This is a genomic window from Cupriavidus basilensis (genome assembly GCF_000876015.1).
GTDB lineage: Bacteria > Pseudomonadota > Gammaproteobacteria > Burkholderiales > Burkholderiaceae > Cupriavidus > Cupriavidus basilensis_B.
The window spans coordinates 1-16,306 of sequence record NZ_BBQM01000034.1 but is presented as its reverse complement, the minus strand read 5'-3'; the positions used below and the strand labels follow the sequence as shown (position 1 = coordinate 16,306).

Below are 16,306 nucleotides of genomic sequence, written 5' to 3'. Positions count from 1 at the left end.
TTTCATCCAAGAAACAAACAGACTCGCCAGATTAGAGCTACCAAGCCAGGGGCGAGTTCAAACGGTCAGGGGGTCACCTTGCGGCGAGGTATCTTGTCGGGGTTGTTGCGCCGTACGACGGTCGGCGTCGACATCGGGTCGTCCAGCGTGAAGGTAGTCGAGCTGTCCGTGGGCAGTGGCAAGAACGACTACCGGCTGGAAAAGTGCGCCAGCGAACTGCTGGATCGCAATGCCGTTGCCGATGGCAACGTGGTCAATATCGAAGCGGTGGGCGTGGCCCTCAAGCGCGCGCTCGGCAAGGCCGGCATCCGCAGCAAGGAGGTCGTGCTCGGCGTGCCGTCGATGCTGACCGAATCGCAGACCGTCAGCCTGCCGGACAACCTGTCCGAGGACGAACTCTACGTGCAGGTGGAATCCGAGGCGCACCGCCTCTATCCGCCGTCGCAGGCCGTCAATTTCGACTTCGCCGTGATCGGCCCCAGCGAGACCGAGGGCGGCATCGGCGTGCGCGTGACCGCCGCCAACAGCGACCGCGTGCAGGAGCGCGTGACCGCCGCCGAGATGGCCGGGCTCAAGCCGCACGTGATGGACGTCGAGGAATACGCGGTGCAGCGCTCGGTGGTGCAGATGCTGGGCGTGTCGCCCGACCTCAGCGAGACCGAGGCCAAGGAGCTGCCCGTGGTGGTGGTGGTCCATCTCGGCGGCAGCCGCTCCAAGGCGATCTTCTACCAGGGCTGGAAAGAGCTCTACGAGCAGCCCCTCAACAGCTACGGCGACCAGCTCACGCAGAGCGCGGCGCGCATGTTCACGCTGGACGCGCTCAAGGCCGAGATCAAGAAGCGCAAGAACACGCTGCCGGAAGCCTGGCGCACCCAGTTGCTCAAGCCGTCGCTGGAAGCGCTGGCGGTCGAGGTGCAAGGCGCCGTGCGCAATTTCCTGTCGTCGTCCAGCATCGGCCGGGTCGACGAGATCCTGCTGTCCGGCGGGCATGCCTCGCTGGTCGGCGTGCAGGCCGCGATCGAGCAGCAGACCGAGATCACCACCACGCTGGCCAACCCGTTCGCCAACATGATGACCGCCGGCAAGGTCAACGAGCGCTATCTCCAGCGCGACCTGCCGGCCTACATCGTGAGCGCCGGGCTCGCGCTGCGCGGCCTGCAGTAAGCCAGCAAGGGAAGCCGCATGCCTACCAACACGATCCCGACCGTCAACCTGCTGCCGTACCACGAGGCCCGCAAGGCTTCGCGCCGCAAGAAGGTCTACGCCATGCTCGGCGGCGCGGCGGGAGCCGGCGCGCTGGTGGTGCTGATCGGCGGCTGGTACATCGACAGCCGCGTCGACGCGGAGACGGGGCTGAACCAGGTGCTGGCCACCGAGAACAGCCGCCTCGACGTGCAGATCCGCGAAGTCAACACGCTGCGCAAGGACATCGACGGGCTGCTGCAGCGGCAGAAGGCCATCGAGGGCCTGCAGAACGAGCGCAACCGCCCGGTGCAACTGCTCGAGGAACTGGTGCGCCAGGTGCCCGAGGGCGTCTACCTGACCACGCTCAAGCAGGCCGGCGACGTCTTCACCGTGACCGGCATCGCGCAGTCGAACGAGCGCGTCTCGGAACTGCTGCGCAACCTCGGCCAGGTGAGCTGGCTGGACAAGGCCGAGCTGGTCGAATCGAAGGCCGTGATGATGACCAACAACCTGCGCGAGCAGCGGCGCCTGTTCGACTTCTCCATGCGCTTCGCCTACCGCGCGCCCGAGGTGCCGGACGACGGCAAGAAGGGCCGCGCGGGCGCCGCCAGCGGCGCCGCGGCGCAGGGCGCACGCACGGGCAAGGGCTGATATGGCACTCAATTCCGAAATCTCGCTGGCCGCGCTCAACGACCTCGGCGCGCAGTTCCGCGGCATCAACCTCAACGAGCCCGAAACCTGGCCGGCCGCGCCGCGCGTGCTGTTCGCGGTGCTGGCGGCGCTGCTGGTGCTGGTGCTGGGCTGGCAGTTCTACTGGAGCGGCAAGCTCGACGAGCTCGACCGCAAGCATCTCGAGCAGGAAAGCCTGAAGCAGGCCTACCAGTCCAAGGTGGCGCAGGTCGCCAACCTGGACGCGCTGCGCAAGCAGAAGGCCGAGGTGGAGCAGCGCGTGGCGCTGGTCGAGCGCCAGTTGCCCAACAAGACCGAGATGGACGCGCTGCTGGCCGACGTCAACCACGCCGGCGTGGCGCGCGGCCTGCAGTTCGAACTGTTCAAGCCGCAGGCTGCCGTGATCAAGCCCTACTTCGCCGAGATCCCGGTCAACCTGAAGGTGACGGGCCGCTACCACGACGTGGCGCAGTTCAACGCCGACGTGGCCGCGCTGTCGCGCATCGTGTCGATGCAGGGGATGCAGTTCACCACCGGCAAGGATGGCGGGCTGGCGATGGAGGCCGTGGCGATGGCCTACCGCGCGCTCGACCCCGACGAACAGGCGGCGCAGCGCAAGGCGGAAGCCGCGGCGGCCAAGACGGCTGCGGGAGCGAAGAAATGATGCCAGCGATCCGGGCCTCCGGCCTGCGCGCGTGCGCGTGCGCGCTGCTCGGCGCCGCGCTGCTGGCGGCCTGCGGGGCCAGCGAGGAAGACGGCCTGCGCCAGTGGATGGCCCAGGCGCGCGCGGCCAAGGCGCCGCCGCCGGCGCCGCTGCCCGAGCCCAAGCCCTACGTGCCGCGCGAGTACGCCGGGCGCAGCGCGCCCGAGCCGTTCGCCCAGAACAAGATCGGCGACCTCAACCGGGTCCTGTCCGAGTCGCCGGAGTCCGGCCGGCAGCACGAGCCGCTGGAGGACTACCCGCTGGAGAATTTCAAGATGCTGGGCGCGATGCGCAACCACGGGGAAACCTATGGCGTCGTGCTGGTAGACAACAAGATCCACCACGTCAAGGTGGGTCAGTATCTCGGCCAGAACTACGGCCGGGTGGTCCGCATCAGCGATCAGGAGATCGTGTTGCGCGAATTGGTCCGGGAAGGGGTAGCCGAGTGGAAAGAGAAAATGACCAGCCTGAAGCTGGAGGGGTCGGCATGATCATGGGTCGCTGGTACCGGGCGCTTGCGGGCGCCGCGGTCATGATGCTCGCGCTGGCTGTGCCGGCCGCGATGGCGCAATCGACGGCGGGCAATACCGTCAAGCGCGTGGATGCCACCACCGCGGGCGAGCAGACCATATTCACGGTCGAGCTCGCCGGGGTGCCGGCGCAGAAGCCGGCGGACTTCACCACGCAGAATCCGCCCCGGATCGCCATCGACTTCCTCGATACCGGCTTCGCCCAGGGCCGCGCGCAGTACGATTTCGGCGGCAAGCTGCTCAAGGGCGCCAACGTGGTGCAGATCGGCGACCGCACGCGCGTGGTCCTCGATCTCACGCGCGTCGCCAGCTACCGCACCGAAGTGCGCGGCAGCCAGTTCGTGGTGCTGCTCGACAACGTGGCGCCGAGCGCGCGCACGGCGGTGCCGACCTTCGCCCCGACCGCGGCGCTGGTGCCGCAGGCGGCGGCCAGCCGGCCGGCGATCCGCAACATCGACTTCCGCCGCGGCACGGACGGCGCCGGGCGCATCGTGGTGGACCTGTCCGCGCGCGACTCCGGCATCAACATCGCCCAGCAGGGCCAGAACGTGGTGGTGGACTTCCTCAACACCGCGCTGCCCGACGGCCTGCGCCGGCGCTACGACGTGAGCGACTTCGGCACGCCGGTGCAGGGCATGCGCGCCGGCGACAACAACGGCAGCACGCGCCTGACCATCGAGCCGCGCGGCAACTGGGAATACAGCTCCTACCAGACCGACACGCAGTTCGTGGTCGAGGTGCGCCCGGTCAAGGAAGACCCGGCCAAGCTGATCAGCGGCGCGGGCTTCCGCGGCGAACGGCTCTCGCTGAACTTCCAGAGCATCGACATCCGCTCGCTGCTGCAGGTATTCGCCGACTTCACCAACCTCAACATCATCACCAGCGAAAGCGTGCAGGGCAACCTGACGCTGCGCCTGAAGGACGTGCCCTGGGACCAGGCCCTGCAGATCGTGCTGGACGCCAAGGGGCTGGCCTCGCGCCGCAACGGCAATGTGCTGTGGGTGGCACCCAAGGCCGAGCTGGCCACCAAGGAAAAGCTCGAGCTCGAGTCGCAGCAGCAGATCAACGACCTCGAGCCGATTCGCAGCCAGGTGTTCCAGCTGAACTACCAGCGCGCCGAGGACGTGCGGCGCATGCTGCTCGGCCTGGCCGCGGTGGGCAGCACCGGCGGCGCGGGCGGCGCCGGCGCGCTCGGCAGCACGGGCGCCATCGGTAGCGTGGGCGGCGTGGGCGGCGCGGCGGCCAGCAATACCCGCATGCTGTCCAAGCGCGGCTCGCTGACGGCCGATCCGCGCACCAACCAGCTGTTCGTGTCGGACATCGGCAGCAAGCTCGAAGAGGTGCAGAGCTTCCTCGGCAAGATCGACATCCCGGTGCGCCAGGTCATCATCGAGGCGCGCATCGTCGAGGCCAACGACAGCTTCAGCCGCAACCTCGGCGTCAGGCTCGGCTTTGCCTCCAAGACCGCCGGCGCCGGCTACGGCAACAACTACACCAACGTGGTGAGCCCGGTGACGCAGAACGCCACCTGGGACAACAGCCCCGCGCTGAGCCTGCCGGCGGCGGCGATCAACGGCGTCAACCCGGGGTCGGTGGCGGTGAGCCTGTTCAGCAATACGGCCGGCCGCTTCCTCGCGCTCGAACTCTCCGCGCTGGAAGCGGACGGGCGCGGCAAGATCATCTCCAGCCCGCGCGTGGTCACCGCCAACAACATCAAGGCGCTGATCGAGCAGGGCACCGAGCTGCCCTACCAGGCCGCCACCTCCAGCGGCGCCACCTCGGTGCAGTTCCGCAAGGCCAACCTGAAGCTCGAGGTGACGCCGCAGATCACGCCGGAAGGCAACGTGCTGCTGGACGTGGACGTCAACAAGGACAGCGTGGGCATCCAGACCAGCTCGGGCTTTGCCATCGACACCAAGCACGTGCAGACCCAGGTGCTGGTGGAGAACGGCGGCACGGTGGTGATCGGCGGCATCTACAGCCAGACCGAGTCCACCAACATCAACAAGGTGCCGTGGCTCGGCGACATCCCGGTGCTCGGCAACCTGTTCAAGGACAACGCCAAGGTCAACAACCGCACCGAACTGCTGGTATTCCTGACGCCGCGCGTGCTCAACGAGAGCGTCTCGCTGAAATAAGTCCGCCAATAAGTTCGCCAATAAGCCCGCCGGCGGCTCCGGCGGCGGCGCTGCCGGGCCCGCCCGGCCCGCCGGATGCAGTAGACTGGGAGGCCGCATCGTGCGCGATGCGGCCTTTTTCATTGCCGGGCCGGCGGCGCGGAGGGCAGGGCGGACACGGGGCGGGCCGCCGCCCGCGCGCTCCGTGCCACTTGCCCGGATCGCCCCGACATAAGAAGATGACGCAGTTTCCCACTGCGGCGGCCGGCCAGAGACCCGGCAGCCGCCCGACATGCCAGTGACAGCCACCCGCCCGAACCTCTTTTTTGTCGGCCTGATGGGTGCCGGCAAGACCACCGTCGGCCGAACCGTGGCCCGGCGCCTGAACTATCCCTTCTTCGATTCGGACCACGAACTCGAGGCGCGTTGCGGCGTGCGGATCCCGATCATCTTCGAGCATGAGGGCGAAGCGGGCTTCCGCGAGCGCGAGGCGCACATGATCGACGAGCTGAGCCAGCGCAGCGGCATCGTGCTGGCCACCGGCGGCGGCGCGGTGCTGCGCCCGGAGAACCGGGCGCACCTGAAGGCGCGCGGCACCGTGGTCTACCTGCGCGCCAGCCCGCACGACCTGTGGCTGCGCACGCGCCACGACCGCAACCGCCCGCTGCTGCAGACCGCGGACCCGAAGGGCAGGCTCGAGGCGCTCTATGCCGAGCGCGACCCGCTTTACCGCGAGGTGGCGGACTTCATCATCGAAACCGGCAAGCCCTCGGTGGCCCAGCTTGCTAATATGGTGTTGATGCAACTTGAAATGGCCGGTTTCAGCGTGGCCGCCGAAGAGCCGGGCGAGCCCGGGCAGGACGACGGCGACGGCGCGGAAGCACCGCCGGCGCAGGACCGGAATCACGATGATCACCCTTGAAGTCGACCTCGGGGAGCGCAGCTACCCCATCCATATCGGCACCGGCCTGCTCGACCAGGCCGAGCTGCTGCGTCCCCACGTGCGCGGCACCCATGCCGTCATCGTCACCAACGAGACCGTCGGCCCGCTCTACGCGGCGCGCGTGGAGGCCACGCTGGCCGCGCTCGGCAAGACCGTGCGCACCGTGACCCTGCCCGACGGTGAAGCGTTCAAGCAGTGGGAAACGCTCAACCTGATCTTCGACGCGCTGCTCCGGGCCGGCGCCGACCGCAAGACCACGCTGGTCGCGCTCGGCGGCGGCGTGGTCGGCGACATGACCGGGTTTGCCGCCGCCAGCTACATGCGCGGCGTGCCGTTCGTGCAGATGCCCACCACGCTGCTGGCGCAGGTGGATTCCTCGGTGGGCGGCAAGACCGGCATCAACCACCCGCTCGGCAAGAACATGATCGGCGCGTTCCACCAGCCCAACGCGGTGATCGCCGACATCGACACGCTGCGCACGCTGCCGGCGCGCGAACTGGCCGCCGGCCTGGCCGAGGTGATCAAGCACGGCGCCATCGCCGACGCCGAGTACTTCGGCTGGATCGAGCGCAACATCCGCGCGCTCAACGACTGCGACCCGGACATGATGGCGCTGGCGGTGCAGCGCTCGTGCGAGATCAAGGCCGCGGTGGTGGCCCAGGACGAGCGCGAGGGCGGCCTGCGCGCCATCCTCAATTTCGGCCACACCTTCGGCCATGCCATCGAGGCCGGCATGGGCTACGGCGAATGGCTGCACGGCGAGGCCGTGGGCTGCGGCATGGTGATGGCGGCCGACCTGTCGCACCGGCTCGGCTTCATCGACACCGAGACGCGCGCGCGCGTGACGCAGCTCACGCGCGCGGCCATGCTGCCCGTGGTGGCGCCGGATCTCGGCACCGACCGCTACATCGAACTGATGAAAGTGGACAAGAAGGCGGAAGCCGGCAGCGTCAAGTTCATCCTGCTCAGGAAGCTGGGCGAGGCCTTCATCACCACCGTGCCGGACGCCGACCTGCGCGCTACGCTGCAGCACGCGGTGCTCAGGCCGCCCACCGAGGCGCCGGTCGCCTGACGCGATCGGTTGTGCCTCGCAACCCCGGCCGGCGGCGCGAGCCCCGGCCGGCTGCCGACCGGATTGCCGCATGACCGACCTCGAAAGCCATCTCGCTCCGTATGCTGCCCGCTCCGCGCTGTCGCGCGGGCGCGTGCACGTCGAACCGCCGTCGTCCTCGCGCAGCGAGTTCCAGCGCGACCGCGACCGCGTGATCCACAGCACGGCCTTCCGCCGGCTCGAATACAAGACCCAGGTCTTCGTCAACCATGAGGGCGACCTGTTCCGCACCCGGCTCACGCACAGCCTGGAAGTGGCCCAGATCGCGCGCTCGATCGCCCGCAACCTGCGCCTGAACGAAGACCTCGTGGAGGCCATCTCGCTGGCCCACGACCTCGGGCACACGCCGTTCGGCCACGCCGGGCAGGACGCGCTGAACACCTGCATGAAGAACCACGGCGGCTTCGAGCACAACCTGCAGAGCCTGCTGGTGGTGGACGAGCTGGAGGAGCGCTACGGCGGCTTCGACGGCCTCAACCTGACCTTCGAGACGCGCGAGGGCGTGCTCAAGCACTGCTCGCGCGTCAATGCCTCGGCGCTGGGCGAGCTGGGCCGGCGCTTCCTGGAAGGCACCCAGCCCTCGCTGGAAGCCCAGCTGGCCAACCTGGCCGACGAGATCGCCTACAACAACCACGACATCGACGACGGCCTGCGCTCCGGCCTGCTCACGCTCGAGCAGATGGACGAAGTGCCGATGTGGCGCCGCCACCGCGCCGAGGCGATGACCGCGTTCCCGGGCATCAACGGCCGGCGCGTCATCAACGAGACCGTCCGGCGCATGATCAACACGCTGATCGTCGACCTGATCGAGACCACCAGCCGCAATATCGCCGCAGCCGGCCCGCGCAACATCGAGGCGGTGCGCGCCGCCGGCCCGCTGGTCGCCTTCAGCGCCGCCGTGCGCGAGGAAGCCGCCGAACTCAAGCGCTTCCTGTTCCGCCACCTGTACCGGCACTACCTCGTGATGCGCATGTCGGCCAAGGCGCAGCGCATCATCACCGACCTGTTCGACGTCTTCATGGCCGATCCGCGCCTGCTGCCGCCGCAGTACCAGGCCGGGCAGGGGCGCGATCAGGCGCGCCTGGTCGCCCACTACATCGCCGGCATGACGGACCGCTACGCGATCCGCGAGCACCGCCGCATCTTCTCGGTCCACGAGGGCGGCAACTAGGCGCCGCATGCGGGGAGCGGGACGCCCCCGACAAATTGGGGACGGATCAGCGCGCGCCTGCGCTATCATCGGGTTTTGCCGGCGCGCCGCAAGGCGCTGGCGCCGATTCCCGCGTTTGCCCTCATGGCCCGACTTCCCCGCTTTTCGCCGACCGGCTTGCCCGCCCTCGTACTGCAGCGCGGCAACAACCGCCAGCCGGTGTTCCTCGGCCCCGACGACTACGTCCACTACCTGGACTGCCTGCGCATGGCCGCGCGCGAGCACGATCTCGCCATCCACGCCTACGCGCTGCGGCCCAACCACGTGCATCTGGTCGCCACGCCGCGCCAGGCCGACTCGCTCAGCCTGACCATGCAGGCGGTCGGGCGCCGCTACGCGCGCTACTTCAACCGCGCCGCGGGGCGCACCGGCACGCTGTGGGACGGGCGCTTCCGTTCCGCGGTGTTCGACCCGGCGCAGTGGCTGCTGCCGGCCATGCTGTACGTGGAAGGCAACGCCATGCGCGCCGGCGAGGTCGCGCAGCCCGAGGCGGACCGCTGGAGCAGCTACCGCCACCACGCCGGCATCGAGGCCAGCCCCTTTGTGAGCGATCACTCCGTCTATTGGGCGCTCGGCAATACGCCGTTCGAGCGCCAGTCCAACTACCGCGCGGTGGCGGCTGAAGGCCTGTCGCCGGCGGCGCTGGCCACGCTGCGCAGCCACGCGCACAGCGGCTGGCCGCTCGGCGATGCTGCTTTCCTGGCGCAGCTGGAGCGGCAGGGCACGCGCCGCGTGCAGCCGTTGCCGAAGGGCCGGCCGCCGGGGCGCAGCGCGGGCGGCATGGACCCCGAACCCGGCGCTGCGTAGGCGGCGGCGCGGCTTGAACCGTCGCGGTGCCCGATGTGCGCGGGACGGCGCGCGATGCACCAAAAAGTAATATGTCCCCAAATAAAGACCATCCCGTTTGTGGTGCGAGATTTAATATCTTCTGACCCCATTTAAATTTTTTGCGAGACGTGGATGATTCTTTTATAGTTCCTCCACCCACATTCATTGTGCGGCGCGTCACGCTTGCGTACGCCGCTGCGGCCCCGCTGTCCCTCTCGTCATCCCGCTCCCGGCCCCGGCCGGCCCAGGTGGCAGAGTGCGGTCCCCGTTCCGGTCTGCCCTGCTGGCTGCGCAGCCCTCACCGGAATCAAGCCCGTGGACCAATCGCAATCCCAATCGAAGCCAACGCTGGCGCAGGCCGCCGAGTCCGCCTCTGCCGCCGCCACGCACGCGCCCGCCTCGCTGCCGCAGGCCCAGGGCATGTACGACCCCGCCAATGAGAAAGACGCATGCGGCGTCGGCATGGTCGCCCACATCAAGGGCAAGAAGAGCCACGAGATCGTCCAGCAGGGCCTGAAGATCCTGGAAAACCTCGATCACCGCGGCGCGGTCGGCGCCGATGCGCTGATGGGCGACGGCGCGGGCATCCTGATCCAGATCCCGGACCAGTTCTACCGCGAGGAAATGGCCAGGCAGGGCGTGACCCTGCCGCCGTCGGGCGAGTACGGCGTGGGCATGATCTTCCTGCCCAAGGAACACGCCTCGCGCCTGGCCTGCGAGCAGGAGCTCGAGCGCACCGTGCGCCTGGAAGGCCAGGTCGTGCTGGGCTGGCGCGACGTGCCGGTGGACTGCAACATGCCGATGTCGCCGACCGTGCGCAAGACCGAGCCGGTGATCCGCCAGATCTTCATCGGGCGCGGCCGCGACATCATGACCACGGACGCGCTCGAACGTAAGCTCTACGTGATCCGCAAGACCGCCAGCCACGCCATCCAGGCGCTCAAGCTCAAGCACGGCAAGGAATACTTCGTGCCGTCGATGTCGGCGCGCACGGTGGTGTACAAGGGCCTGCTGCTGGCCAACCAGGTCGGCGAGTACTACCTCGACCTGCAGGACCCGCGCGCCGTGTCGGCGCTGGCCCTGGTGCACCAGCGCTTCTCCACCAACACCTTCCCGGCCTGGGAGCTGGCCCACCCGTACCGCATGGTCGCCCACAACGGCGAAATCAACACGGTCAAGGGCAACGTGAACTGGGTCAACGCGCGCACCGGCGCGATCTCCTCGCCGGTGCTCGGCGACGACCTGCCCAAGCTGTGGCCGCTGATCTACCCCGGCCAGTCCGACACCGCCTCGTTCGACAACTGCCTCGAGCTGCTGACGATGGCGGGCTACCCGCTCGTCCACGCGATGATGATGATGATCCCGGAAGCCTGGGAACAGCACACGCTGATGGACGACAACCGCCGCGCGTTCTACGAGTACCACGCCGCCATGATGGAGCCGTGGGACGGCCCCGCCGCGATCTGCTTCACCGACGGCCGCCAGATCGGCGCCACGCTGGACCGCAACGGCCTGCGCCCGGCGCGCTTCTACGTGACCGAGGACGACGTCGTGGTGCTGGCCTCGGAAGCCGGCGTGCTGCCGTTCCCCGAGTCGCGCATCGTGCAGAAGTGGCGCCTGCAGCCGGGCAAGATGTTCCTGATCGACATGGAGCAGGGCCGCATCATCGACGACAAGGAGCTCAAGGACAACCTGGCCAACGCCAAGCCGTACAAGAGCTGGATCGACGCCGTGCGCATCAAGCTCGACGAGCTCGAAGCGAAGCCCGAGGACGTGGCCGCCGAGAAGAAGCCCGACGCGCGCCTGCTGGACCGCCAGCAAGCGTTCGGCTACACCCAGGAAGACGTCAAGTTCCTGATGGCGCCGATGGCGCTGTCCGGCGAGGAAGCCACCGGCTCGATGGGCAACGACAGCCCGCTGGCCGTGCTCTCGTCCAAGAACAAGACGCTGTACCACTACTTCAAGCAGCTGTTCGCCCAGGTCACCAACCCGCCGATCGACCCGATCCGCGAGAACATGGTGATGTCGCTGGTGTCGTTCATCGGCCCGAAGCCGAACCTGCTCGAGCTCAACAACATCAACCCGCCGATGCGCCTCGAAGTGTCCCAGCCCGTGCTGGACTTCAAGGACATCGCCAAGATCCGCAACATCGAGCACTACACCGGCGGCAAGTTCCGTTCGTACGAGCTGAACATCTGCTATCCGAAGGCGTGGGGCAAGGAAGGCATCGAAGCGCGCCTGGCCTCGCTGTGCGCCGAAGCCGTTGACGCGGTGCGCTCGGGCTACAACATCCTGATCGTGTCGGACCGCCGCGTCGACGCCGAGCACGTCGCCATTCCCGCGCTGCTGGCCACCTCGGCGATCCACCACCACCTGGTGGACAAGGGCCTGCGCACCTCGGCCGGCCTCGTGGTGGAAACCGGCACCGCGCGCGAAGTGCACCACTTCGCGCTGCTGGCCGGCTACGGCGCCGAAGCCGTGCACCCGTACCTGGCGATGGAAACGCTGTCCGACATGGCGCAGGGCCTGTCCGGCGACCTCTCGTCCGAGAAGGCGGTCAAGAACTTCGTCAAGGCGATCGGCAAGGGCCTGCAGAAGGTGATGTCCAAGATGGGCATCTCCACCTACATGTCGTACACAGGCGCGCAGATCTTCGAAGCGATCGGCCTGTCGCGCGAGCTGGTGCAGAAGTATTTCCACGGCACCGCCTCGAACGTCGAAGGCATCGGCATCTTCGAGGTGGCCGAGGAAGCGCTGCGCCTGCACCGCGACGCGTTCGGCGACAACCCGGTGCTCGAGGGCATGCTCGAGACCGGCGGCGAGTACGCGTTCCGCATCCGCGGCGAAGAGCACATGTGGACGCCGGACTCGGTGGCCAAGCTGCAGCACGCCGTGCGCGCCGACGAAGGCCGCGGCGCGTACCAGACCTACAAGGAATACGCCAACATCATCAACGACCAGAGCCGCCGCCACATGACGCTGCGCGGCCTGTTCGAGTTCAAGGTCGACCCGGCGCGCGCGATCCCGCTCGAGGAAGTCGAGTCGGCCAAGGACATCGTCCGGCGTTTCGCCACCGGCGCCATGTCGCTGGGCTCGATCTCGACCGAGGCCCACGCCACGCTGGCCGTGGCGATGAACCGCATCGGCGGCAAGTCCAACACCGGCGAAGGCGGCGAGGACGAGAAGCGCTACCGCAACGAGCTGCGCGGCATTCCCATCAAGCAGGGCGACACCATGCAGGGCCTGCTGGGCTCGGATGCCGTGGTGCGCGACCTGGAACTGCAGGCCGGCGACTCGCTGCGCTCGAAGATCAAGCAGGTGGCCTCGGGCCGGTTCGGCGTGACCGCCGAATACCTGGCCTCGGCCGACCAGATCCAGATCAAGATGGCGCAGGGCGCCAAGCCCGGCGAAGGCGGCCAGCTGCCCGGCCACAAGGTGTCGGACTACATCGGCAAGCTGCGCTACTCGGTGCCGGGCGTCGGCCTGATCTCGCCGCCGCCGCACCACGACATCTACTCGATCGAGGATCTGGCGCAACTGATTCACGACCTGAAGAACGTCAACCCGGTCTCCGACATCTCGGTCAAGCTGGTGTCCGAAGTGGGCGTGGGCACGGTGGCCGCGGGCGTGGCCAAGGCCAAGGCCGACCACGTGGTGATCGCCGGCCATGACGGCGGCACCGGCGCCTCGCCGCTGTCGTCGATCAAGCATGCCGGCACCCCGTGGGAACTGGGCCTCGCCGAGACCCAGCAGACCCTGATGCTCAACGGCCTGCGCAACCGCATCCGCGTGCAGGCCGACGGCCAGATGAAGACCGGCCGCGACGTGGTCATCGGCGCGCTGCTGGGCGCCGACGAGTTCGGCTTCGCTACCGCGCCGCTGGTGGCCGAAGGCTGCATCATGATGCGCAAGTGCCACCTGAACACCTGCCCGGTGGGCGTGGCCACGCAGGACCCGGTGCTGCGCAAGAAATTCCAGGGCAAGCCCGAGCACGTGGTGAACTTCTTCTTCTTCATCGCCGAAGAAGCGCGCGAGATCATGGCGCAGTTGGGCATCCGCACGTTCAACGAGCTGATCGGCCGCGCCGACCTGCTCGACACCCGTGCCGGCATCGAGCACTGGAAGGCGCGCGGCCTCGATTTCTCGCGCGTGTTCTACCAGGCGCCGATCGCCGCCGAAGTGCCGCGCTACCACACCGACACGCAGGACCACGGCCTGTCGGTCGAAGCCGGCAAGGCGCTCGACCACGTGCTGATCGCCAAGGCGCGCCCGGCCATCGACAAGGGCGAGCGCGTGTCGTTCATCCAGCCGGTCAAGAACGTCAACCGCACGGTCGGCGCGATGCTGTCCGGCGTGGTGGCCAAGCAGTACGGCCATGAAGGCCTGCCCGACGACACCATCCACATCCAGTTGCAGGGCACCGCCGGCCAGTCCTTCGGCGCGTTCCTCGCGCACGGCGTCACGCTGGACCTCGTGGGCGACGGCAACGACTACGTCGGCAAGGGCCTGTCGGGCGGGCGCGTGATCGTGCGCGCGCCGCACGAGTTCCGCGGCGATCCGACCCGCAACATCATCGTCGGCAACACGGTGCTGTACGGCGCCATCGCCGGCGAGGCGTTCTTCAACGGCGTGGCCGGCGAGCGCTTCGCGGTGCGCAACTCGGGTGCCTCCGCCGTGGTGGAAGGCACCGGCGACCACGGCTGCGAGTACATGACCGGCGGCACGGTGGTGGTGCTGGGCGGCACCGGGCGCAACTTCGCGGCCGGCATGTCGGGCGGCGTGGCCTACGTCTACGACGAGGACGGCCTGTTCGACAAGCGCTGCAACACCTCGATGGTCGCGCTCGAAGCGGTGCTGGCGTCGGCGGACCAGGAAAAGGGCCAGTCGCCCGCTTCCTGGCACAAGGTCGGCGGCAAGCGCCAGCTCGACGAGGCCATCCTCAAGGGCCTGATCGAGCAGCACTTCCGCTTCACCGGCTCCGAGCGCGCCAAGGCGCTGCTGGCCGACTGGGCCACGGCGCGCCGCAAGTTCGTCAAGGTCTTCCCGACCGAGTACAAGCGCGCCCTGGGCGAGATGTACGCGAAGGAACAGGAAGCGAAGGACAGCGACCGGGAAGCCATCGCCGCCTGAGTTCGCAGGCAGGGCCCGCGGGCCCGACCAAGCAGGAGCGGCGGCGCGGCCCGCGCCGCCGGCTCACAAGATACTGACCTCACAGCGGGGCCGGCGCATGCGCCGGTGCCGCCCAGCAAGACCAAGGACGCAACATGGGTAAGGCGACTGGCTTTCTCGAATTTCCGCGCCAGAACGAAGGTTACGAGCCCGTAACCAAGCGCGTGAAGCACTACAAGGAATTCGTCTTCGCGCTGTCCGACAGCGAAGCGAAGATCCAGGGCGCGCGCTGCATGGACTGCGGCATCCCGTTCTGCAACAACGGCTGCCCGGTCAACAACATCATCCCCGACTTCAACGACCTGGTGTACCGCCAGGACTGGAAGTCGGCGATCCAGGTGCTGCACCAGACCAACAACTTCCCCGAGTTCACCGGCCGCATCTGCCCGGCGCCGTGCGAGGCCGCCTGCACGCTTGGCATCAACGAGCTGCCGGTCGGCATCAAGTCGATCGAGCATGCCATCATCGACAAGGCCTGGGAAGAAGGCTGGGTCGCGCCGCAGCCGGCGAAGCACAAGACCGGCAAGACCGTGGCCGTGGTCGGCTCCGGCCCCGCCGGCATGGCCGCCGCGCAGCAACTGGCGCGCGCCGGCCACGACGTGACCGTGTTCGAGAAGAACGACCGCATCGGCGGCCTGCTGCGCTACGGCATCCCCGACTTCAAGATGGAGAAGACGCTGATCGACCGCCGCATCGAGCAGATGCAGTCCGAAGGCGTGACCTTCCGCCCCGGCGTGATGGTGACCGACGGCGAACTGCCGGCCGGCATCAAGAACTACGCGCGCGAAACCATCTCGGCGCAGGCGCTGCAGGACCAGTTCGACGCCGTCGTGCTGGCCGGCGGCTCGGAAGTGCCGCGCGACCTGCCCGTGCCCGGCCGCGAGCTGGCCGGCGTGCACTACGCGCTGGAATTCCTGATCCCGCAGAACAAGGAAGTCGCCGGCGACGGCCCCAACGAGATCCGCGCCGAAGGCAAGCACGTGATCGTGATCGGCGGCGGCGACACGGGCTCTGACTGCGTTGGCACCTCCAACCGCCACGGCGCCGAGTCGGTCGTCCAGTTCGAGCTGCTGCCGCAGCCGCCGGAAGAAGAAAACAAGCCGCTGGTGTGGCCGTACTGGCCGATCAAGCTGCGCACCTCGTCGTCGCACGACGAAGGCTGCGAGCGCGACTGGTCGGTGGCGACCAAGGAATTCATCGGCGGGGAAGGCAAGGACAGCGGCAAGATCACCGCGCTCAAGGCCTGCCGCGTGGAGTGGAAGGACGGCAAGATGCAGGAAGTGCCGGACAGCGAGTTCATCCTCAAGGCCGACCTCGTGCTGCTGGCGATGGGCTTCACCAACCCGGTCGGCTCGCTGCTCTCGGCGTTCGGCGTGGATACCGATGCGCGCAAGAACGCGCGTGCCGCCACCGAAGGCGAGCGGGCGTATCAGACCAATGTGCCGAAGGTGTTTGCCGCCGGCGACGTGCGTCGCGGGCAGTCACTGGTGGTGTGGGCGATTCGTGAGGGGCGCCAGGCGGCGCGGTCGGTGGATGCGTTCCTGATGGGGCATTCTGAATTGCCGAGGTGAGTTTTTTGTTTCTTGTGCCTTGCCGGCTGTAGGGTGGCTGGTGGACCCGTCTTGGGGCTGTGAGCCTGGGGCGGGTTTTTTGTTTTTTTGCTGGGGGCTTTGAGTTTGGTGTCAACTGGTTGATTTTGAAGTCGGTGTCTTAACGTTGGCTGCTGAACGTCAAAGTCAACTGCTTAACATTAACGGCTGAACGTCAAAGTCAAAGTCAAAGTCAAAGTCAAAGTCAAAGTCAAAGTCAAAGTCAAAGTCAAAGTCAAAGTCAAAGTCAAA

The 16,306-nt window shown here is 67.9% G+C and carries 11 protein-coding genes; all 11 read left to right on the top strand.

Annotated elements, in window-relative coordinates; genetic code table 11:
- Positions 1 to 93 precede the first annotated feature (93 nt).
- The 11 genes from pilM to KF708C_RS32820 all read left to right on the top strand — a co-directional run bounded on the left by pilM (position 94) and on the right by KF708C_RS32820 (position 16,036).
- Complete coding sequence (gene pilM / locus KF708C_RS32870; RefSeq protein ID WP_029043784.1) at positions 94 to 1,164, top strand: type IV pilus assembly protein PilM; 1,071 nt, start codon at positions 94 to 96, stop codon at positions 1,162 to 1,164.
- An 18-nt stretch (positions 1,165 to 1,182) separates the two neighbouring features.
- The gene (locus tag KF708C_RS32865) at positions 1,183 to 1,836 is read left to right on the top strand and encodes a PilN domain-containing protein (protein ID WP_020203821.1); all 654 of its coding nucleotides are present in this window, start codon (positions 1,183 to 1,185) and stop codon (positions 1,834 to 1,836) included.
- 1 nt (position 1,837) lies between these two features.
- On the top strand, positions 1,838 to 2,518 hold the full coding sequence (locus KF708C_RS32860) for a type 4a pilus biogenesis protein PilO (protein WP_020203820.1): 681 nt from the start codon (positions 1,838 to 1,840) through the stop codon (positions 2,516 to 2,518).
- Entirely contained in the window at positions 2,515 to 3,048 is a 534-nt protein-coding gene (locus tag KF708C_RS32855; RefSeq protein WP_020423829.1) for a pilus assembly protein PilP, read from the top strand. The genes KF708C_RS32860 and KF708C_RS32855 overlap by 4 nt, the downstream gene beginning before the upstream one ends.
- Positions 3,045 to 5,225, top strand: a complete 2,181-nt coding sequence (gene pilQ, locus KF708C_RS32850) for a type IV pilus secretin PilQ (RefSeq protein ID WP_020203818.1) — start codon at positions 3,045 to 3,047, stop codon at positions 5,223 to 5,225. Before KF708C_RS32855 ends, pilQ begins: the two co-directional genes overlap by 4 nt.
- A gap of 271 nt (positions 5,226 to 5,496) precedes the next feature.
- Positions 5,497 to 6,126 carry a shikimate kinase gene (locus tag KF708C_RS32845; protein ID WP_231401626.1) on the top strand — a complete coding sequence of 210 codons (630 nt, stop codon included), beginning with the start codon at positions 5,497 to 5,499 and terminating at the stop codon, positions 6,124 to 6,126.
- A complete protein-coding gene (aroB, locus tag KF708C_RS32840) occupies positions 6,113 to 7,219 on the top strand; it encodes a 3-dehydroquinate synthase (protein WP_020203816.1) in 1,107 nt (368 codons plus the stop codon). The genes KF708C_RS32845 and aroB overlap by 14 nt, the downstream gene beginning before the upstream one ends.
- A gap of 70 nt (positions 7,220 to 7,289) precedes the next feature.
- Positions 7,290 to 8,429 (top strand): deoxyguanosinetriphosphate triphosphohydrolase, encoded by a 1,140-nt coding sequence (locus tag KF708C_RS32835; RefSeq protein ID WP_059415999.1) that lies wholly within the window; start codon positions 7,290 to 7,292, stop codon positions 8,427 to 8,429.
- Positions 8,430 to 8,552: 123 nt separating this feature from the next.
- Entirely contained in the window at positions 8,553 to 9,275 is a 723-nt protein-coding gene (locus tag KF708C_RS32830) for a transposase (RefSeq protein ID WP_043366864.1), read from the top strand.
- Between the two features lie 441 nt (positions 9,276 to 9,716).
- The gene (locus KF708C_RS32825) at positions 9,717 to 14,426 is read left to right on the top strand and encodes a glutamate synthase-related protein (RefSeq protein WP_231586657.1); all 4,710 of its coding nucleotides are present in this window, start codon (positions 9,717 to 9,719) and stop codon (positions 14,424 to 14,426) included.
- A 134-nt stretch (positions 14,427 to 14,560) separates the two neighbouring features.
- Positions 14,561 to 16,036, top strand: coding sequence for a glutamate synthase subunit beta (locus KF708C_RS32820; RefSeq protein ID WP_020203812.1), 1,476 nt, complete (start codon positions 14,561 to 14,563; stop codon positions 16,034 to 16,036).
- Positions 16,037 to 16,306 lie beyond the last annotated feature (270 nt).